Raw genomic sequence first — 20406 nt, forward strand, 5'->3', positions numbered from 1 at the left:
ATCAGAAAGGGAGCTCGATATTCTGTAGATCCCTTGGGACTACAGTGGGAGCACCCACCTATTGGGGAAGTGCCCAAGAACAGAAGAACCATCCCAACGGCTCTGTGGGAGCCTAAAACACTTTTTTAGCCCTGACCTTCCAAGTTAGTTTGGGAGGTCATATTGAAAGTAGAACTTAGAAAGAAGCTTTTAGCAAAAAGGGAGATTTATCCTAACTGGCAAGAAGACTCTAACAAAATCGTCAACAATTTTCTGCAAAACTCCGACTTCTTAAATTTTAAAACATTCATGCTTTATTATCCACACAGAAAAGAAGTAGATTCCGTACCTTTGATAAGAAAACTATTACAAGAGAAAAAAACCGTAGTTCTGCCAAAAGTATCAGGACAAGATATTAAACCAATTATTATCAAAGATTTAGACAATCTAATCGTAGGGTATGCTGGCATCAAAGAGCCTGTAGGTATCCAGATAGACACTCAAGATATAGACATAATAGTTGTTCCTGCAGTTGCCTACGATAAAGAAGGATACAGAATTGGTTATGGAAAAGGCTATTACGACAGATTTTTACCAAAACTAAGAAAAGATACAGTAAAAGTAGGTTTTTGTTATGATTTTCAACTTTTAGAAAAACTGCCCCATGACTTGCACGATATACAAGTTGATTTAATTATCACACCAACACAAATTTTAAAAACAAAGAAGGAGGAAGTAAAATGAATGAAGTGATAGTAGGATTATTATCTGCAGTTTTTGCTGGTGGAGCTGGATTTACTGCTTGTAAAGTAATGGTAGAAAAAAAGTTAAAAGAAAAAGAGCAAGAGTATAGCAAAGTATTAAGCAGAAAAGAAGAGTTAGAAAAGCTTGCAAAAGAGGAAGCTGAAAGGATAAAAAAGGAAGCTGAAAAAGAAGCTGAAAGGGTCATAAAAGAAGCAGAAAAAGAGGCAAAGATAAGAGCGTCAGAAATAGAGAGAGAAGCATTAAAACTAAAAGAACAACAAGAGTTTATTATTGAAAAAGAGCTGTTAAAAAGAAAGCAGGAACTTGAAAACGAGCTTAGACAAAAAAGAGAGGAACTTCAAAACTTAGAAAAACAACTTTTAATGAAAGAATCTCAGTTAGAGAAAAGACTTGCAAGATTAGAACATAGAGAAGAAGAAATAGAAAAAAGAGCTACAGAAATTGCTAAATTAGAAACAGAGATAAAGGCTTTAGAGAAACAGTTAAAAGAAAAAGAAGAAAAAGTCAAATCTGCTGAAGAACAGTACATCTTAGAGCTTCAAAGAATTGCAAGCATGACAAAAGAAGAAGCAAAAACAGAACTTATGAGAAAAGTAGAAGAAGAAGCAAAGTTAGAAGCTGCTAAACTTATGAGAGAAATAGAAGAAGAGGCAAGGAAAAATGCAGAAAAAGAAGCAAAATGGAATCTTGTTACTGCAATTCAAAGACTTGCTCCAGAAGCAACTACTACGTATACAGTTTCAGTTGTTGACCTTCCAAGCAATGACATCAAAGGTAGAATAATAGGAAGGGAAGGTAGAAACATAAGAGCTTTTGAAATGGCAACAGGTGTAGATTTAATAATAGATGATACACCAGACATAGTTACAATATCTTCCTTTGACCCGTTAAGAAGAGAGATTGCAAAAACAGCTTTAGAGAGACTTATAGCTGATGGTAGAATACATCCTGGAAGGATAGAAGAGGTTGTTGAAAAAGTAAAAGAAGAAATGGATCAGCATATTAGAAAGTTAGGAGAAGAAACATGTCTTGAACTTGGTTTTACCGATGTACATCCTGAGCTTTACTACTACATTGGAAAGTTAAACTACAGAACATCTTATACCCAAAATGTTTTATTACACACTAAAGAAGTTGCACACCTTGCAGGAATGATGGCAGCAATGCTTGGTTTAGATGAAAAGATGGCAAGAAGAGGAGGGCTTATGCACGATATAGGTAAAGCTATATCCCACGAAGTAGGAGGAGCTCACTCTAAGGTCGGAGCTGAAATAGCAAGAAGATACGGAGAGCCAGACTACGTTATAAATGCAATTCTTTACCACCACGGAGATGAACCTGCAAGGTATCCTGAAGCTGTTTTAGTAGCAGCTGCAGACGCACTTTCAGCAGCAAGACCAGGAGCAAGAAGAGAGGTTCTACAATCTTACATAAACAGACTTGAAAAAATAGAAGCTATTGTTAACTCTTTTGAAAATGTAGAAAAGTCTTTTGCAATACAGGCAGGTAGGGAAGTAAGGGTCATAGTTAACGCAGAAAAACTCTCAGACGAGGAAGCTTACCTTTTAACAAAAGAAATAGCAAAAAGAATAGAAAAAGAAGTAGAATTCCCTGGACAGATAAAAGTTGTCACAATAAGAGAATCAAGGTTTGTAGAATTAGCAAAGTAGGTTAAGTATGAGATTTTTAGTAATAGGTGATGTAATAGGAAGAACAGGAAGGAGAGCCGTTAAAGAGGTTCTTCCTTTCCTTAAAGAAAAGCTAAAGATAGACTTTGTAGTTTTAAACGGAGAAAATTTAGCCCACGGAAACGGTATTACAAAACCTACATTTGACGAAATCCTAACGGCAGGAGTAGACGTCATAACATCTGGAAATCATACATTTGATAAAAAAGAAGTGTATGCAATCATAGATGATGAAAGATTACTTAGACCTGCAAACCTTCCACCCCTTGCAAAAGGAAAAGGTTTTAACACCTACGAAAAAAACGGTAAAAAAATAACAGTTATAAACCTTATGGGAAGAGTTTTTATGGGAATTCCTTTAGATTGTCCTTTTAGAGCCTTTGATGAAATCTACAACGAAGTAAAAGATACATCAAACTACATAATAGTGGATTTTCACGGAGAAGCAACTTCAGAAAAACAAGCTTTTGGTTATTACGTAGATTCACGGGCAACTTTAGTCTTTGGAACTCACACCCACGTACAAACTTCGGATGAAAGATTTCTACCAAAAGGCACAGCTTATATATCAGATGTAGGCTTAACAGGAGCTTACAACTCTGTAATAGGAGTTAAAAGCCATCAAATCATAGAGAAATTTATAACAGGAATGCCTGTAAAGTATGAACCAGAAGAAGGGAATTATATATTCCAAGCTTTATTTTTAGATACAGAAGAAAAGCAGTTAAAAAGAATACAGATAAAAGAAGGTGAAAATTATGAACTATAAAAACTTTTTAGATTTAAAGCTATCTGAAATAGGAGTTGGAACTTACTTAGGCAGTCCAGATGAAAATACAAACAAAAACTATGAAGAGACCATAAAAAAAGCAGTAAAACTGGGCATCAACGTAATAGATACAGCTATAAATTACAGAGATATGGAAAGTGAAAGGGTTATAGGTAGAGTTTTACAACAGATAGATAGAAAAAATTTAATTATCTCTACGAAAGGCGGATACTTTCCAAAGGATAATAGACTTAAAGTAGAAAACATCACACAGTATTTGAAGGAAAATTTAATAGATAAAGGCATTGTAAACAAAGAGGACATCACACCTTACGGAAATATACTAACGCCAAAATTCATAGACTGGTCTCTTGAAAAAAGTTTAGAAAACTTAAACACAGACTACATTGACATATACTTTTTACATAATCCAGAAGACCAGCTTCAGATAGTAGATAAACAAACGTTTTACAAAAAACTCTGGACGGTTTTCAGACTCTTAGAAGGAAAAGTAAATCAAGGAAAGCTAAGATATTATGGACTTGCAACGTGGAACGGTTTTAGAGTTAATCCTGACCATATCCAACATCTAAATCTGTTTGAAATTTTTGATATTGCCAAAGAAGTAGGCGGAGAAAACCATCACTTTAGATTTATTCAGCTACCTTATAACTTAGCAATGACTGAAAGCTACACACTAAAAAATCAATATTATAATGGTAAGCTCTACTCCACTTTAGAAGCAACTCAAATTCTTGGTATATATACATACATAAGCGCACCATTATTCCAAGGAAGAATAGTTAGAAGATTTGATGAAAATGCTAAAAAATTATTCAAAGTAGAAAAAGATGTCCATATCCCTATACAGTTTGTAAGAAGTACTCCGGGAGTAGGAACAGTGCTTATAGGTATGAGTAAAGTAAACCATCTTTTAGAAAACATAGAGATAGAAAAGTATCCTAAACTTGAAAAAGAAGAAATTGATTTTATATTTTCAAGCAGTAGATAAAAAATAAGTTTATGATATACTAAATTTTAGATAAAATTATTTAAAGGAGATAAGATGAAAAGCAGAATCTCAATGGTTGTAGGTGTGATTTTAATATTTGTTGCCGGAATGAGTTTTGGACTTAACGCAAAAACACCAAAAACAGATTACAGCGAAGATATTCAAATAATAAGAACTTATACAGACGTTTTAAAATTAGTAGAAGATAACTACGTTGAACCAACGGAATCTAAGAAATTACTTTATGGCTCACTAAGAGGTTTACTATCTTCACTTGACCCTTACTCAACCTTCTTTACACCAGAGGAGTTTAAAGAGTTTACTTCAGAAACACAGGGAGAGTTTGGTGGACTTGGAATGGAAGTAACAATGGAAAACAATAAACTTTTAGTTGTATCGCCGATAGAAGACACTCCTGCATTTAAAGCAGGAATAAAACCTGGAGACTGGATAATAGAAATAGATGGAGAACCAACAGATAAGATGACTCTCTTTCAAGCAGTTAAAAAAATGAGAGGAAAGCCGGGAACAAAAGTTACCTTAACTATATTTAGAAAAGGTGTAGAAAAGCCATTTAAAGTAGAGTTAGTAAGAGACATAATAAAAGTAAAAAGTGTTAAAACAAAAGAATTAGAAAACGGGAAAATAGGATACATAAGATTAACCCAGTTTCAAGAAAATTCAGCTGAAGAATTTGAAAAAGCTTTAAAATCTTTTAAAAATAAAGAAGGTATTATAATAGACCTTAGAAACAACCCCGGTGGATTACTCACTTCTGCAGTTTCTATTGCTGATATGCTACTACCTAAAGGTAAATTGATCGTTTACACACAAGGTAGAGACCCTAAGAACAGAGAGGAGTTCTACTCCCAATCAGAACCAGTAGTGGATAAAAAAATTCCAATAGCGGTTATCGTTAATAAAGGCTCTGCATCTGCATCAGAAATTTTAACCGGAGCTTTAAAAGATAATAACAGAGCGATTATAGTCGGTGATACAACTTTCGGTAAAGCGTCTGTACAAACACTTATACCTTTACCTGATGGTGCTGGTGTTAAATTAACTGTAGCCCACTACTACACTCCAAATGGAAATCTTATAATGAATAAAGGTATAACTCCCGATATAATAGTAAAAGTAAGTGAAGAAGAAGAAGCTGAGAGAGCAAAAGCAGAAAGAGAAGCTAAAATGAACGGAAAAGAAGCCGAAATAAAAGACCCTCAACTTGAAGCTGCCATAAATGCTGTAAAAATTTTAAACTTTGCCAAAAAATTAAATTAAGATGATAATTTTAGGAATAGAAAGCTCCTGTGATGATACCTCTGTAGCTGTTTATGACAGTGAAAGAGGTATCCTTTCAAATGTAGTATCATCTCAATTTATTCACTTAGAGTTTGGAGGAGTTTATCCAGAACTTGCTGCAAGGGAACACACAAAAAACTTTTTACCTGTTTTAGATAAAGCATTAAAAGATGCAAAGATTTCCCTTAAAGATATTGATGCAGTAGCAGCAACGTTTATGCCGGGACTTATTGTATCATTGGTAATTGGTGTTGCAGCTGCAAAATCTCTAACTTTTATTTTAAAGAAACCAATTATACCTGTACATCATATAGAAGCACACATATTTGCAAACTTTTTGATAAAAGAGATTAAATATCCTTTTATAGCTCTTGTAGTATCAGGAGGACATACAGAGTTAGTTTTAGTCAAAGATTTTGAGGATTATGTTTATATAGGTGGGACTTTAGATGACGCAGTTGGAGAAGTTTTTGATAAAGTGGCAAGAGCTATGGATTTAGGTTTTCCCGGAGGTCCTGTAATAGACAGATTAACACAAAACGGAAAAGAAATAATAAAATTTCCAAGACCTCTCATAAACGAAAAAGGGGAAAACAGATTTAACTTCTCTTTCAGTGGCTTAAAAACAGCAGTAATAAAAGAAATAAGAAAAGGTTTATATAAAAAGGAAGACATTGCAGCTTCTTTTCAGGCTGCTGTTATAGAGACCCTTTTAAAAAAGACTTTAGACGCTTGCAATGAGTTTGGCGTAAAAAGAGTTGTAATAGCCGGAGGAGTATCCGCCAACTCAAAACTTAGAGAAGAAGTTTCAAAAATTGAAGATATTGAATTCTATTATCCTCCTCTTAATCTTTGCACAGACAACGGTGCTATGGTTGCTTTTACAGGCTTTAAAAGATTTTCAAAATACAAAAAAGGATTTAGATTAGACTTTGAAGCAAAGGCTAAATGTAGAATAGATAAGTTTCCTCAACTACTTAGAGATTTTCATACCTAATATTCCAGCAAATAAAACAACTAAGAAAAATAAGCCCATAACAATGAGCACAAGTTCCATATTCAAAACCTCTTAAATGTAAAGGGAGGATTAACCTCCCTTAAATCTATTAAACTTTAACACCTAATTTTTCAGCTTTTTCTTTGGCTTCTTCTATACCACCGACCATGTAGAATGCTTGTTCTGGTAAATGATCCCACTTACCTTCAACAACTTCCTTGAAAGATTGTATAGTTTCTTCTTTCTTAACGTATGAACCAGGTTGACCTGTAAACTGTTCAGCAACATGGAATCTTTGAGCAAGGAATCTCTGTAATCTTCTTGCTCTTCCAACGATAGCTTTATCCTCATCTGAAAGTTCTTCCATACCTAAAATTGCTATAATCTCTTGGAGCTCTTTGTATCTTTGTAAGATTCTTTGAGTTTCCCTTGCTACATAGTAGTGTTCTTCACCTACATACTCTGGAGCTAAAGCTCTTGATGTTGACTCTAATGGGTCTATAGCTGGGTATATACCTAACTCTGTTAATCTTCTTTGGAGAACGATAGTTGCATCAAGGTGAGCAAATATAGATGCTGGAGCAGGGTCTGTAATATCGTCCGCAGGAACATAAACAGCCTGAATAGACGTAATAGAACCGTTCTTAGTAGATGCAATTCTTTCTTGAACTTCACCAACGTCAGTTCCAAGTGTTGGTTGATAACCAACTGCAGAAGGAAGTCTTCCAAGAAGAGTAGAAACTTCAGCACCTGCCTGAACGAATCTAAATATGTTATCTATGAATATCAGAACGTCTTGCTTTTCAACATCTCTAAAGTATTCAGCTATTGTAAGTCCTGTTTGAGCAACCCTAAATCTAACTCCGGGAGGCTCATTCATCTGACCGTAAACCATCGCTGTGTAAGGTAAAACACCAGACTCTTTCATTTCCATCCATAGGTCGTTTCCTTCCCTTGTTCTTTCACCAACACCAACAACAACAGAGTATCCAGAGTGGAATTTAGCTATATTGTGTATAAGCTCTTGCATTAAAACAGTTTTACCAACTCCAGCACCACCAAACAGTCCTACTTTACCACCTTTTATTAAAGGTACTAATAAGTCAATAACTTTAATACCTGTTTCAAACTGTTCTACCTTTGTAGATTGTTCTTCAAAAGAAGGAGCTTCTCTAAATATTGGCCAATACTCCTCTGCGTTTACAGGTCCTGCTTCATCTATAGGTTGTCCTACAACGTTAAATATTCTACCAAGAGCTGCTTTTCCTACAGGCACTTTTACAGGAGAACCTAAATCCTCAGCTTCAACTCCTCTAACAAGACCGTCAGTAGGGCCGTAAGCAACTGTTCTAACCCTTGAATCTCCAAGATGCTGTGCAACTTCAAGGTAAAGGTCTTCAACGTACTCTTTTCCAGTGTCATCAATAGCTGTTCTTTGAACTTTTATAGCGTTTCTTATTGCCGGCAGTTGTCCTTCCGGAAACTCAACGTCTACTACCGGACCTATAATCTGGACTACTTTTCCTTTTGCCATTTATATATCCTCCTTAATTTTTACTTTATTGCTTCAGCAGCGTTAATAATATCTATAAGCTCTGTTGTAATAGCTTCTTGTCTTGCCTTATTAAATATGATAGTCCACTTTCTAATAGCTTCTCCAGCATTTTTAGTAGCATTATCCATTGCTATCATCCTTGCAGAATGTTCTGCAGTAGAAGATTCAACTAATGCTCTGTAAAGCTGAAAGTTAATGTACCTTTGGAGTAAGGAGCTTAAAACCTCTTCCTTAGAAGGCTCAATATTGTATATACTCATTTCATCATACTTTTTGCTGGAAGTTTCCTTAGGCTCTAATGGCAGAAGTCCTCTTATTTTTGTTTCATAAGTAGAAGATGTTATAAGCTCGTTGTTAATCAAATGAACTGCATCTGTCTTTTCTTCTATAAATCTAGAAGAGATAATTCCTCCCAGTAATGAGGTAAACGACAGATTCATCTGATTTCTATAGACGTCTTCATAAGATGCAACAACATTTAAACCTTTATTTTTGAAAAAGTTAACCGCTTTTCTTCCGATTAAAATTAAATTTACAGTTTTTCCCTCTGATTGAAAGTTCTGTATCTCTCTCCAAGTTGTTTTTAAAACGTTTGCGTTAAATGCCCCTGCAAGTCCTCTATCAGCTGTTATAACGATAAGGTCTACATTTTTAACTTCTCTTTTTGCTAAAAGTGGATGAGCCTCTCTATCTATATATATAGAAAGGTCGGAAATAAGCTCATACAGCTTTTCAGAGTAAGGTCTTGTAGCATAAAGAAGGTTCTGGGCTTTCCTCAATTTAGCCGCAGAAACCATCTTCATTGCTGAAGTTATTCTTCTTGTATTTTTTATACCATTTATCTTTCTTTTAATATCCCTTGGCGATAACTTAGCCATTTTTCATCTCCCTAAAATGCGACTTTTTGCTTAAATTCTTTAACAGCCGCATCAAGTTTTGCTTTTATATCGTCTGACAATGCTTTTTCTCTTCTTATGGCTTCAAGGATGTCTGGCTTTTCTGTATCTAAGAAGGTGTAAAACTCTTTCTCAAACTTTTGAATCGCGTTTACAGGTACATCGTCTAGGTATCCCTGTCCTGCTATGTATATGATTGCTACTTGCTTTTCTACTGGAACAGGTTGGTTAGGAGGTTGTTTTAGGAGCTCAACCATTCTTTGACCTCTCGCAATTTGAGCTTGAGTTGCTTTATCAAGGTCTGATGCAAATTGAACGAATGCTTCAAGCTCTCTAAACTGAGCAAGGTCGAGTCTTAAAGTACCTGCCACCTGTTTCATAGCTTTTATTTGAGCAGCTCCACCAACCCTTGAAACAGAGATACCTACGTTAATAGCAGGTCTTATACCTTTATAGAATAAATCTGCTTCAAGGAATATCTGACCATCAGTAATAGATATAACGTTTGTTGGTATGTATGCAGCAACGTCACCTGCTTGTGTCTCTATTATAGGTAAAGCAGTTAAAGAACCTGCTCCAAGTTCATCGTTTAGTTTAGCAGCTCTCTCTAATAATCTTGAGTGTAGGTAGAAAACGTCTCCCGGATACGCTTCCCTTCCTGGGGGTCTTCTTAAGAGGAGTGATAACTGTCTGTAAGCGTAAGCGTGTTTTGTAAGGTCATCGTATATAACTAAAGCGTGCATTCCGTTGTCTCTGAAGTACTCACCTATTGTACATCCAACAAATGGAGCTATGTACTGCATTGTTGCAGGATCTGATGCTGTAGCAGCAACTACTGTTGTATACTCCATTGCACCGTGTTTTTGTAATGTTTCAACTATATGGACAACGTTTGCTCTCTTTTGACCTATTGCTACATAAATACAGTAAACACCCTGACCTTTTTGATTTAGTATAGTATCTATAGCAACAGTCGTTTTACCAGTTGCTCTATCTCCAATTATTAACTCCCTTTGTCCTCTACCTATTGGTATCATTGCGTCAATTGCTTTGATACCTGTTTGAAGAGGTTCGTGAACTGATTTTCTTTTTACTACCCCTGGAGCAATCTTTTCAACAGGAGAGTAATATGCTATATCAGTTAAAGGACCTTTTCCATCTATTGGGTTTCCAAGACCATCAACTACTCTTCCAAGAAGTCCTTTTCCTACTGGTATAGATAAAATTCTTCCTGTTCTTTTAACAACGCTACCTTCTCTTACGTTTACATCAGAACCAAGTAAAACCGCACCAACGTTATCTTCTTCAAGGTTGAATACAACACCAACACCACCGTTTTCGAACTCAAGCATCTCTCCCATCATAGCCTTTTCAAGACCGTAAATACGGGCAACACCGTCTCCCACCTGAATAACTGTTCCAATTTCTTCAAGTTTTGCAGAAACTTCAAACTCTTGAAGTTGCTTGTTTAATTGTTCTAAAACTTCATCAGCTCTTATCACAGACATCTATAAACCTCCTGTTATATTAAAATCTGGTTAATGTTCTTTCAAGTTGCTTTAAGTAATTTCTTACAGAAGTATCAAGTATATAACTTCCAGCTTTTATAACCGCACCACCAATTAAACTTTTATCTTCTTTCACTGTAAACTCAATCTTTTTACCAATTTTAGACTCTAAAGAAGCTTTTATTCCATTTAGTAAGGATTCATCAATTGGATGAGCTGTAATAACTTCCCCTTGAACTGTTGCAAAAAACTTTTCTACTTCAAATTTAAAAGCTTTGTTTAACTCTTTAATGATGTTTCCTTTATTTTCTCTTATAGATAGAAGAATTAAAGATTTTACTTCTTCAGGTAAATTTAATGTAGTTAAAACTTTCAAGATAGCCTTTTCTTTCTCTTCTAAAGATACTGTCGGGCTTAAGACTAAGTTTCTAAAGTTTGAATTTGATTTGTAAAATAAAGAAAGAACATCTAAAGCCTTTGATGTGTTAGAAAGCTTCTCTTCATCATTTCCTAAAACTTTTATTATCTTTTTAACAATGTTCTTTAAAAATTTTTTATCTACTTTCAACTTAAGCCTCCAACTCTTTTATTGTTTTGTTTATTATAGACTTAGTTGTTTCTGGGTCTACTTTTTGATTTAGTAAGTTTTGAGCCAACTCTAAAGCTTTTGAAGTTGCATACTTTTTAATCTTTAATTCTGCTCTTTTAATTTCTATATTTATAGTTTCTTTTGCCTGTGATTTTATTCTTTCTGCTATTTCATTTGCTTGAGCAATAGCGTGTTTTCTTTCATTTTCAGCTGTTTCTTTTGCAAGTCTTATCCCTTCTTCCAACTTATAGTTTGCTTCTTCTAATTTCCTTTTAGCTTCTTCTAAAGCTTTAATGCTATCTTCCTTAGCTTTTTGTGCTTCTAAAACCATATTGGAAACTGACTGTCTTCTGCTTTCTAGGAAATTTTTAATATGTTTTCCACCAAAGTAAGCAATCACACCTAAAAGAATTATAGTGTTAACTGCCTTCCAAAGTAAAACACCTGACTCTTCAGACCCTTCAGACGCAAAAGAAATTCCTACTATAAACAAACCCATTAAAAAAACTTTTTTCATGCTGCCTTCTCCTTGAGAGTTAGTTTATCAACTATTTTTTCAGCTATTTTTTCTATTGTTGTATCTAAAGCTTTTATTTCTATCTCAACTACTCTATCTATGTCTTTCTTAGCTTCTTCTATCTCTTTCTCAGCTTCTTCTTGAGCTTTTCTTATAATATCAGCAACTATCTGATTTGTTTCTCTTGAAGACTCTTCTAATATCTTTTTACTCTCTTCTTTTACTTTTGACAAAATTGTATCAACTTCTTTTAGTATATCTTGAGCTTGTTTGTTATTGGCCTCAGCTTCTTCTAACAGCTTTTTAACTGCTGATTCTCTTTCTTCAAATGCTTGTAAATAAGGGTCAAAGTAGATTTTTTTCATTACGAACATAAATACTAAAAACAGTCCAAGTTGAATAAATAAGGTTTGGTCAAGATTTATCCCTACGTGCATAAACTCCTCCTTCTTTGTAAATATCACATATTATAATATCAGAAAATTAGAATAAATTCAAAATTTTTGTTATAATGCTTTAAAGTTCAAGCTATGGGGTTAAAACCTATGGAAAAAGTAAACGTAAAGATAGATGGTATTGAGATACAAGTTAACAAAGGCACAACAGTTTTAGAAGCTGCAAAAAAAATCAACAAACTAATACCTACATTCTGCTACCACGAAAAACTGCCTATCTTTGGTGGTTGTAGAATGTGCCTTGTTTACGACGTAAAAGCTAAAAGAAGCATAATTGCCTGTGGTAGTTATGTATACGAAGGAATGGAGATAGAAACAGAAAATGATAAAGTAAAAGAAGATAGAAAGTTTATTTTAGAGATGCTTTTTACAAGACATCCTCTTGACTGTCCTATATGTGATAAAGCTGGAGAATGTGACCTTCAAAACTGGGGAACTTACTGGGGTCCTCAAAATACAGTTTTACCTATAACCCCTTATGAAAAGATAAGAGAAGAAGTTGACTGGGAAAGTGATTATCTTGAATATATATCTAACAGATGTGTTTTATGTATGAAATGTGTTAGTGTTTGCGATAATATAAACCAGTCTCATTCTATTTATCCACTTGAAAGGGCTTTTGAAACTTTAATAGCGCCTGTTAATAAACCTATGGATACCACCAGCTGTGAGATGTGTGGTTTGTGTGTTGATATATGTCCTGTTGGTGCAATAATATTTAGACCTTTTAAGTTTAATGCTCGTCCCTGGCTTTTAAATGAAACATTTACCCATTGTAGCTTATGTAGTTTAGGCTGTTCAGTTGTAATAGACCACGACGGTAAAAAAGTTTTTAGAATAAGAAGTACAGCTGAGCTGGAAGTATGCGCAAAACCCTACTTAGGTTATGATGCTTTTAACACAAACAGATTAAAAAGTCCAAAGATTAACGGAGAAAACACATCTTTAGACAACGCTTTAAAGTACGTTGCAGAAACAGTAAACAAAAATCCTTCAAAAACAGCTGTTATTGTATCTCCTTACCTTTCAAACGAAGTATTAGAAAGTATAAACAGCCTTGGATTAATTACAACCTCTATTATCACTTTAGATATTGTTCCACTTCTTGAAGGTTTTGGAGATTACAAACCTCCTACTGAAGAAGAGATAAAAAATGCAAACCACTACATAGTTATAGGAGATGATATAACCCTGACCAATCCTGTTTTAACTTACTACATGAAGAAAAAAGTTGTGTACATAGGAGAAAATTTAGGAAGAATAAAGAAGCTGTATCCTCACTTTATACAGGCTAAAGGTAGAGATATTATAGAAAAAATAAAAGAAGTAGCACAAGAAGGTAGCGTAATAGTTTACTCATCTTACTTTTATGGAGAAGATGCAAAGTATTTAGGAGAAGTCCTTAAAAATCTTGAAGTTGAAAAAGGCTGTAAAATTGTAATATCTCCACCATACTCAAACGCTTTTGGAGTTATAAACAACATTAAAAACATTTACCCCATAACTAAAATCTTTGAAAAAGTTTTATCGGGTGAGATAGAAAACTTAATAATCTTTGGAGAAGAAATCTCTCTAATAGTAGAAGAAGAAAAGCTTAAAGAGATATTAGGTAAATTAAAATTAAAAGCTATATTTACACCTTTTGAAGATGGACTGGCTTTAACAAGTGATGTAGTAATATCATTAAATACTTGGATAGAGGAAGATGGACACTACGACTTTATAACAGGTCAAAGAAAATCAAAAACTTCTATAAAATCCCCATATAAAAACACAGATATTATAAACAGATTAAAAGGAATGTTGAAGGTAGATAAAGTTAATATAGAATCAAAACCTTACGATGACTCAATTCCAGATTGGATAGTAAGGTATCAACCAGATATATGGGACTGCTCTTACTTTTCTTTAAGGTCAGAAAATCTTACAAACTGGAAATTAAAAAATATTGGGGTGTTAGATGAATATTAAAATAGGTGTTGCAAAGGCTGGGATAAAACCATCAGGAGATTACGATATACTTGTTGTTAAATTTCCTCCTTCTGTTTACAGTGGAATGTTTACTCAAAACTCTTTGGCTGCAGCTCCAGTTTTGTACGATAGGTTAGTTTGCGAGATACAGGATAAAATATCAGCTTTGGTTATAAACAGTGGAAATGCAAACGCAGCAACAGGTCAAAAAGGTTTTGAAAATGCTGAAAAAATGGCAATAATTACCGCAGAGTGTTTAGGTTTAGATAAATCAGAAGTTATGGTGTTTTCAACAGGTGTGATAGGCGTTCAGCTTCCTATGGATAAAGTGGAAAATGGCATAAAACAAGCCTGCCAAAACCTTCAAGATTTAGATTTAGAATTGGCAGCAAGAGCTATATCTACAACAGATGCTTTTTATAAGTACTATGAGACAACTGGAATGATAGATGGAGAAGTCTTTACCGTAAAAGGTATAGCAAAAGGTGCAGGAATGATACATCCTAATATGGCAACTATGCTTGCTTACATATTTACAGATGTTAAAATAGATAAAAACCTTTTAGACAAAGCTACAAAACTTGTTGTAGATAGGACTTTTAACTCAATATCAGTAGATGGATGTGAGAGTACAAACGACAGTTTTGTAGTAGTTGCAACAGGAGAGTCAAACGTTGAGATAAATGATTCAAACAGAGTTTACTTTGCAAAAAAGCTATATGAAGTGGCTTTAGAACTTGCAAAAATGATCGTTAAAGATGGAGAAGGTGCTACAAAACTTATAGAGATAAACGTATTCCAAGCATCTTCAAAAGAAGAAGCTAAAAAAGTCGCAGAAGCTATAGCGACATCAAACCTTTTTAAAACTGCAATGTTTGGAAACGACCCAAACTGGGGAAGAATACTTTCAGCTGTAGGACAGCTCCACTTAGATATAGATTTTTCAAAAGTCAAACTTTATCTGGGAGATTTTTTACTTTACAATGGAGAGCCGATGGAATTTGATAGACCATCAGCTATTGATTACTTAAAAAATAATAAAGAGATTGTTATAAACCTCTACCTTGGTAGAGGCGAAGAAGAATGGACTTTCTACACCTGTGATTTAGGCTACAAGTATGTAGAGATAAACGCAGAATATACTACCTAAACCTTCCTAAACTCTTTCTTTGAGTAGTTACAAACAGGACATCTCCATTTATCCGGAAGGTCTATAAACTCTATCCCCGGAGAGATAAGATTTATCTCATCTCCTTTCTCCGGGTCATACACGTATCCACAAACTCTACATCTATACTTTACATTACTTTCTTTCTTCAGCAGCACCTTCATCTTCTAATCTCTCCGCTAAATATTCAGCTAAATGCATTACTTTAACATTTTTATAATCACCATGCTTATACATTCCATCAGCAAGATTTAAAACACATCCCGGACAGTCGCTTAAAACATAAGTTGCCTGAGTTTTTTTCAAGTCTTCTATCTTTCTTTTTTGGAGTTCAGATGCTACTTCGTAGTTTGCAACAGAGAAGTATCCCGCAAACCCGCAACACATCATTGCCTCTTCCCCTTCTACATAATTTGCATCTTTAACATTCTTTAAAACATTTCTATAAACGTTAGGGTCTGTTTTCATCGCTGTGTAAGAATGGCACGGAAAGTGGAACGTTACTTTTTCTCCTTTACCTCTAAACGTAAAAAATCCTTCCTCTTCTAATATTTCCGCAAAGTCTTTAACAGGGTACTTATACTCTTCTTTTAGAGCTCCACCACATGTTGGACACGCAACCACTATGTAATCAAATTGGTATTTATCTATCTCTTGTTTATTATGCTTCATAAGTTTATTAAAAGAATCTATCTCGCCACTGTAAAGGTGAGGAGCTCCACAACATCTTATATCCTTTGGAACAACTACATCGTATCCAGCCTTTTCCATAAGCTTTAAAACACTTTCTCCAACTTTTCCTTGAAATGCATCTATCATACATCCAGTAAAAAATAAAAGTTTACCTTTTGATTTTTCTGATTTTACCTCTTTACCTCTCAGACCAAAAGGTTTTGCAGAAGGCTTTGGCATAAGTTTAGCGTACTTAGGAATACCTACATCTATATAAACTGCGTTATACTCGGGCACTTCTTTGCCAAGCATTTTTCCGTAAGCTTCCATTAGAGCAGGAGCAAATTTCATTCCTATTTTTGTAAGAGGATTACCCATCATTGCAAGACCTTTAAAAACAACATTTTTAAAGTAATCCTTTTTACTTTTTTCTTTTGCCATATTTCTGGCTCTAAACATTATCTCTTTATACTCTACTTCATTAGGGCATATCCATTCACATCTTCTACACATAGCACATTGGTTCCACTGAGCTGCTATCTCTTCCGTTAAAGGAAGTACTCCGTCAACTACAGCCTCAGCCAGAGCTAACCTTCCCCTTGGAGAAGACCTTTCCTCTTTAACAACAGAGTAAGTTGGGCAAACTTGACGGCAAGCTGAACATTTGACACACTGATGGGCAAGCTCTATACTAAGTTTAGGCTCTATGTAATGGCTCATTAAACTCTCTCCTAAAATCAAGTTGTCTTAAAAATCTATATTAGTTAGCAATTATTTACAATAACTAATATCATAAGATTTTTATTATTTACTTGAATTTAAAGTTATCTAAGGAATATTATATCCTTTTCTTTTTAGAAATTCTTTTGTTGCTTTATAAATCTTTCCTGCCAAAGGAACTCCATTAAGAATTTCGGAGAATAAGTTATCAAAAAACTTTTCTATTAAAATTTCCATTCCTTGTTCTTTTAATTCATCTTTTAATTCTTTAAAGTTAATTGAAAATTCACCTAATTTTTTACAGTATTCTTCGTAATCTTTATCACTTATTAAAATCTTTAATAAGAAAGCAATTAATGCTTCTTCTTTCTTAATTACTTGAGTGCATAATCCGTATTTTTCTTTAATGTTTTTTAAATTTTTTTCAGTTTTTATTTCTTGCCATTCTGTAAAAAATTGTTTTAATTTTTCATCTTTTTTGTATTTTTCAATAAAAATTTTTTTGATGTTTTCGTATTCATCTATAAGGTTAGTACTTAATTTATTCAAAATACCATTAATTACATTTTCTTCTTCTAAATAAAAAATATTATATAATCTCATTAAATCTTTTAACTCTTCTATATTTATCTTTCTAGTATCTCCAATAATTTCTTCTGTAAAAAAATTATTTATACTATCTTTCATTTCTTCAATTTTCAAATATTCCTCTAAAGGTTGATTTAAAAGAATAAATGAATGTAATCGTACATTTTTAAATTCATCTTTTTCTCTTAATTTTAATTCTAATTCTTTTAATCTTAAAGATAATTTAGATTTTTCTAAAACTTCTCTTACATTATGAGCCGTCATTCCTTTAGGGTCAATAAAAATTATATGTTCAATAGTCTCATTTTCTTTTTCTTCTAAATACCATAAGATAAAATCAGGATAAAAACCTGAAAATCCAACACCTGATTTAAGATTTCTTAGTAGTGTAAGATTTTCTTTTAAACTATTTTCTTTTTTTATAAAAGAGCAAAACTTATCGACAAATTTTATTTCGCTTTCTTCCAATCTATCTGGAGATATTAAAATATTGTCATCATTGATTTTACATAAAAGAGGATAGTATATATGTCTATCTACTTTTATGGCAAAGAGTTCTTTTTTATTTAAATCTTTATTTTCTAAATACATTGTTTCAAAACAATAATTGTCAAATGTAGATTGATTTAGGGATAGATTTATTTCTCCATTCTTGCTAATATTTTTCAAGACCTTGTTAATTTCTGAATTTTCTGGGACTCTTATTTTGTAAGAAAAGTTTAAGTTTTTGTGTGTCTCATCTAAGGATTTTAAAGTAATATGCTCAGTTTCATATTCTTTTCTTTTTTGATTATAGAGCAAATAAATATAATTTTTTAACATTAAAATAATAAACTCATTAAGAGCATCTAAATTTTTAAAGTATGCTTTAAATTTATATTTCTTATCAAAAAGAAAGTTAAAGATATCTTCTAAATCTTTATAAGTTATTAATACATGGCTGTATTTAACTTCTTCTAAAACTCTGTTGAATATATACTTAAACTGGATAAGTTTTTGCAACTCTAAACCATCTTCATACTCTTCTAAATAATTTGAAATTTTCTTCTTTATTTTACTTTTTATTTTCTCATCTTTATATAGTAAGAAATACTCATCACTTTCTTCAAAAGATTTTTCTATATGGGGTATTTTTTTATCCTTGTATAAAGGATTTCCATTACTATCATCTTCAAAGTTAATTTTTACTACATATTCAACTTCATTTATTACATCATACAGTTCTACATTTTCTATAAAGTCTCTCAAATATTCTGCGTTATATCCAAATATGTTTAATTTTTCCATAACAGGATGTTTATTTTCCCTTTTTAAAGGATCTTCTTTACTACCTTTTAGTCTTACACCTCTCCCAAATAACTGAACTACTAAACTACCTTCACTTTTTCCAATTTCAAATAAAGATAAAGTATTAATTCTTATAGTATCAAAGCCTTCTAATAATTTTCTTCCTACAATTAAGAACTGAATATTGCTGTTATCTGGGTCTGATAAGAAATTATCTATGATAGAATTATAAAGATGTGATTTCACTTTTATTTTTTCAAACTCAGATATAGATGCAACATTTCCTACATATACAACCGCAAATGATTTATCAGGTTCTCCTAAGGAAAATGATAATTCATTATTGCTAAATTCCCATACTCTAATACTTTGATTATCGTCATTTTTATCTCCATAAAGGCAATAAGTAATTATTTCATCAAATATATCTCTTTCAGGAAGGTCTAAGTTAAAATCTTCTCTATATTTTAAAATTAAATTCAAAGTTTCATTATTTTCATTTTTTAAAAATCTTTGAAATAATTTGTATAACTCGTATATATGAGATGAAACATCTTCATTTTTGTTAGAACCAACTCTATAAACAACAAACATATTTAATGGTAATTTAAACTTTTCAGAGAATTCTTTATCGTCTTTATTTTTTAGATAATACTTTACTTGATTATAATGGGATAACAAGTTTTGAACAAAAAGCTTAAATTTATCAACTGTAATTTCTTTAATTTTTGTTTTACTTTTGTTTTCTGTCATAATTGATAAAACTTTTGAGGTTTCTTCTTTAGGATAAAACTCTGGTGTTTTTCCATATCCATCATCGTGAAATTTATGATAAGGATAAAAGTATATAATTGATTTTGAGTATTCTCTTAAAAGTTTTTCATTTGATTTAATAGCTTGAGCAAAAGTAGCAGAATACTCAAATACAAATCCATTGTTTCCTGCGAGTTTATTTCTATCTTCTCTCCACCCTGATTCTCCTCCTTTATGACCCTCATCAACAAATAAAATATTATCCCCAAAGTCTCCAATATCTTTATCTTTATATCTACTCATAAAAGATCTTAATTGGTGAACCGTTAAAATTACTAAATCATAATTATTACTTTCATACTCTAATATAAGTTTTTCAACTTCTTTAAAAAGTTTAGTATCTCTGTTGTCTTCTATATATCCAATGTTATTAATTCCAAACTTTTCTAAATTTTTCTTATGTTGCAGTGCAAGTTCGTTATTAGGGACAATTAGAAAATATTTTTTTTCAGTTCTTAAATATTTTTTTGTTTGAAGGATGTTTATGTGAAGTATGTGAGTTTTTCCACTTCCAGTAGCCATATAATAAGCAAGTTTGTTTAAAGGCTGATTAACATAATTTTCAAAATATTCTACGCTTTTTTCTAATTTAGTTTTATCTTTTTTAGTATTTTTAATAAGTTCTAATTCATCTCTTTTTATTGCTAAAATTTCCTTTGCTTTAGAGTAATTTTTTTCTATATACTTTTTAAGCTCACTTTCTATATTTTCTCTAAATAAAAAGAAAAGTTCTGTAAAAAGGACTGTAAAAAATTGATAATAAGTAAATATAAATCCATCAATATTTTTTCTTATTTCTTTTTCATAATTTAAAGTATTGCTAATAGCTTCTTCTATTTTATCTTTTTTCCTTTCAAATATAGGTTTTTGAGTTAAATACATTTTTATATCTTCTTGTGTTAATAAATCATATTTATCACTTCTTTTATAAAGTTCTTTTTGTTTGAATCCAATTATTTCTTCAAAAAGAAAGTATAAAAATGTATATTTATGTAATGGTGAAATTTTATTAATTTCTTCTGGTTTCTTGGCACATATATCTTTGCCTTTTAGCAAAGCGTCTAATATCTGCTGATTAGAAAATAACTTCTCTAATATTTCTTTTATTTCATATTTAGACATGTAAGATGGAAGATAGGTTTCTATACTCATTTT

The 20406-nt window shown here is 32.5% G+C and carries 17 protein-coding genes; 8 read left to right on the top strand and 9 right to left on the bottom strand.

What is annotated here, in order from left to right; translation table 11 throughout:
• The first annotated feature begins 162 nt into the window (after window positions 1-162).
• The 6 genes from Q385_RS0102770 to tsaD are packed head-to-tail and all read left to right on the top strand — an operon-like array spanning window position 163 to window position 6512.
• The gene (locus Q385_RS0102770; RefSeq protein ID WP_028950202.1) at window positions 163-723 is read left to right on the top strand and encodes a 5-formyltetrahydrofolate cyclo-ligase; all 561 of its coding nucleotides are present in this window, start codon (window positions 163-165) and stop codon (window positions 721-723) included.
• Window positions 720-2414: a ribonuclease Y gene (rny, locus tag Q385_RS0102775; protein ID WP_028950203.1), complete on the top strand. Its 1695-nt coding sequence runs from the start codon at window positions 720-722 to the stop codon at window positions 2412-2414. The genes Q385_RS0102770 and rny overlap by 4 nt, the downstream gene beginning before the upstream one ends.
• 7 nt (window positions 2415-2421) lie before the next feature.
• Entirely contained in the window at window positions 2422-3201 is a 780-nt protein-coding gene (locus tag Q385_RS0102780; RefSeq protein WP_028950204.1) for a TIGR00282 family metallophosphoesterase, read from the top strand.
• On the top strand, window positions 3191-4213 hold the full coding sequence (locus Q385_RS0102785; RefSeq protein WP_028950205.1) for an aldo/keto reductase: 1023 nt from the start codon (window positions 3191-3193) through the stop codon (window positions 4211-4213). The genes Q385_RS0102780 and Q385_RS0102785 overlap by 11 nt, the downstream gene beginning before the upstream one ends.
• 54 nt (window positions 4214-4267) lie before the next feature.
• Window positions 4268-5494 carry a S41 family peptidase gene (locus Q385_RS0102790; protein ID WP_028950206.1) on the top strand — a complete coding sequence of 409 codons (1227 nt, stop codon included), beginning with the start codon at window positions 4268-4270 and terminating at the stop codon, window positions 5492-5494.
• A gap of 1 nt (window position 5495) precedes the next feature.
• Window positions 5496-6512, top strand: a complete 1017-nt coding sequence (tsaD, locus tag Q385_RS0102795) for a tRNA (adenosine(37)-N6)-threonylcarbamoyltransferase complex transferase subunit TsaD (RefSeq protein ID WP_028950207.1) — start codon at window positions 5496-5498, stop codon at window positions 6510-6512.
• A 109-nt stretch (window positions 6513-6621) separates the two neighbouring features.
• Here the strand turns inward: tsaD and atpD are convergent, their stop codons facing one another.
• The 6 genes from atpD to Q385_RS0102830 are packed head-to-tail and all read right to left on the bottom strand — an operon-like array spanning window position 6622 to window position 12014.
• Window positions 6622-8046 carry a F0F1 ATP synthase subunit beta gene (gene atpD, locus Q385_RS0102805; protein ID WP_028950208.1) on the bottom strand — a complete coding sequence of 475 codons (1425 nt, stop codon included), beginning with the start codon at window positions 8044-8046 and terminating at the stop codon, window positions 6622-6624.
• Between the two features lie 20 nt (window positions 8047-8066).
• On the bottom strand, window positions 8067-8945 hold the full coding sequence (locus Q385_RS0102810) for a F0F1 ATP synthase subunit gamma (protein ID WP_028950209.1): 879 nt from the start codon (window positions 8943-8945) through the stop codon (window positions 8067-8069).
• Between the two features lie 11 nt (window positions 8946-8956).
• A complete protein-coding gene (gene atpA, locus Q385_RS0102815) occupies window positions 8957-10471 on the bottom strand; it encodes a F0F1 ATP synthase subunit alpha (protein WP_028950210.1) in 1515 nt (504 codons plus the stop codon).
• Between the two features lie 19 nt (window positions 10472-10490).
• Window positions 10491-11039, bottom strand: coding sequence for an ATP synthase F1 subunit delta (gene atpH / locus Q385_RS0102820; protein WP_028950211.1), 549 nt, complete (start codon window positions 11037-11039; stop codon window positions 10491-10493).
• Between the two features lies 1 nt (window position 11040).
• A complete protein-coding gene (locus Q385_RS0102825) occupies window positions 11041-11577 on the bottom strand; it encodes a F0F1 ATP synthase subunit B (RefSeq protein WP_028950212.1) in 537 nt (178 codons plus the stop codon).
• The gene (locus Q385_RS0102830; RefSeq protein ID WP_028950213.1) at window positions 11574-12014 is read right to left on the bottom strand and encodes a F0F1 ATP synthase subunit B; all 441 of its coding nucleotides are present in this window, start codon (window positions 12012-12014) and stop codon (window positions 11574-11576) included. Before Q385_RS0102830 ends, Q385_RS0102825 begins: the two co-directional genes overlap by 4 nt.
• Window positions 12015-12122: 108 nt before the next feature.
• Between Q385_RS0102830 and Q385_RS0102835 the strand changes: the two genes are divergently transcribed.
• Together Q385_RS0102835 and argJ are read left to right on the top strand one after the other, a co-directional pair.
• Window positions 12123-14003 (top strand): 2Fe-2S iron-sulfur cluster-binding protein, encoded by a 1881-nt coding sequence (locus Q385_RS0102835; RefSeq protein WP_028950214.1) that lies wholly within the window; start codon window positions 12123-12125, stop codon window positions 14001-14003.
• Window positions 13993-15153, top strand: coding sequence for a bifunctional glutamate N-acetyltransferase/amino-acid acetyltransferase ArgJ (gene argJ / locus Q385_RS0102840; RefSeq protein ID WP_028950215.1), 1161 nt, complete (start codon window positions 13993-13995; stop codon window positions 15151-15153). The genes Q385_RS0102835 and argJ overlap by 11 nt, the downstream gene beginning before the upstream one ends.
• Here the strand turns inward: argJ and Q385_RS0102845 are convergent.
• The 3 genes from Q385_RS0102845 to Q385_RS0102855 all read right to left on the bottom strand — a co-directional run bounded on the left by Q385_RS0102845 (window position 15150) and on the right by Q385_RS0102855 (window position 20403).
• Window positions 15150-15335 (bottom strand): rubredoxin, encoded by a 186-nt coding sequence (locus tag Q385_RS0102845; protein ID WP_028950216.1) that lies wholly within the window; start codon window positions 15333-15335, stop codon window positions 15150-15152. The genes argJ and Q385_RS0102845 overlap by 4 nt on opposite strands.
• Window positions 15307-16563 (bottom strand): (Fe-S)-binding protein, encoded by a 1257-nt coding sequence (locus Q385_RS0102850; protein WP_028950217.1) that lies wholly within the window; start codon window positions 16561-16563, stop codon window positions 15307-15309. Before Q385_RS0102850 ends, Q385_RS0102845 begins: the two co-directional genes overlap by 29 nt.
• 108 nt (window positions 16564-16671) lie before the next feature.
• The gene (locus Q385_RS0102855) at window positions 16672-20403 is read right to left on the bottom strand and encodes a DEAD/DEAH box helicase family protein (RefSeq protein ID WP_028950218.1); all 3732 of its coding nucleotides are present in this window, start codon (window positions 20401-20403) and stop codon (window positions 16672-16674) included.
• Window positions 20404-20406 lie beyond the last annotated feature (3 nt).

It is taken from the genome of Sulfurihydrogenibium subterraneum DSM 15120, assembly GCF_000619805.1.
In the GTDB taxonomy this organism is placed as follows: Bacteria; Aquificota; Aquificia; order Aquificales; family Hydrogenothermaceae; genus Sulfurihydrogenibium; species Sulfurihydrogenibium subterraneum.

Excerpts from the sequence above, each read along its gene's own strand:
- atpA (WP_028950210.1), bottom strand. The coding sequence starts at position 10,471 with ATGTCTGTGATAAGAGCTGATGAAGTTTTAGAACAATTAAACAAGCAA.
- atpD (WP_028950208.1), bottom strand. The coding sequence starts at position 8,046 with ATGGCAAAAGGAAAAGTAGTCCAGATTATAGGTCCGGTAGTAGACGTT.
- Q385_RS0102855 (WP_028950218.1), bottom strand. The coding sequence starts at position 20,403 with ATGAGTATAGAAACCTATCTTCCATCTTACATGTCTAAATATGAAATA.
- Q385_RS0102845 (WP_028950216.1), bottom strand. The coding sequence starts at position 15,335 with ATGAAGGTGCTGCTGAAGAAAGAAAGTAATGTAAAGTATAGATGTAGA.
- Q385_RS0102785 (WP_028950205.1), top strand. The coding sequence starts at position 3,191 with ATGAACTATAAAAACTTTTTAGATTTAAAGCTATCTGAAATAGGAGTT.
- rny (WP_028950203.1), top strand. The coding sequence starts at position 720 with ATGAATGAAGTGATAGTAGGATTATTATCTGCAGTTTTTGCTGGTGGA.
- argJ (WP_028950215.1), top strand. The coding sequence starts at position 13,993 with ATGAATATTAAAATAGGTGTTGCAAAGGCTGGGATAAAACCATCAGGA.
- tsaD (WP_028950207.1), top strand. The coding sequence starts at position 5,496 with ATGATAATTTTAGGAATAGAAAGCTCCTGTGATGATACCTCTGTAGCT.
- Q385_RS0102830 (WP_028950213.1), bottom strand. The coding sequence starts at position 12,014 with ATGCACGTAGGGATAAATCTTGACCAAACCTTATTTATTCAACTTGGA.
- Q385_RS0102790 (WP_028950206.1), top strand. The coding sequence starts at position 4,268 with ATGAAAAGCAGAATCTCAATGGTTGTAGGTGTGATTTTAATATTTGTT.
- Q385_RS0102780 (WP_028950204.1), top strand. The coding sequence starts at position 2,422 with ATGAGATTTTTAGTAATAGGTGATGTAATAGGAAGAACAGGAAGGAGA.
- Q385_RS0102810 (WP_028950209.1), bottom strand. The coding sequence starts at position 8,945 with ATGGCTAAGTTATCGCCAAGGGATATTAAAAGAAAGATAAATGGTATA.
- Q385_RS0102850 (WP_028950217.1), bottom strand. The coding sequence starts at position 16,563 with ATGAGCCATTACATAGAGCCTAAACTTAGTATAGAGCTTGCCCATCAG.
- Q385_RS0102835 (WP_028950214.1), top strand. The coding sequence starts at position 12,123 with ATGGAAAAAGTAAACGTAAAGATAGATGGTATTGAGATACAAGTTAAC.
- Q385_RS0102825 (WP_028950212.1), bottom strand. The coding sequence starts at position 11,577 with ATGAAAAAAGTTTTTTTAATGGGTTTGTTTATAGTAGGAATTTCTTTT.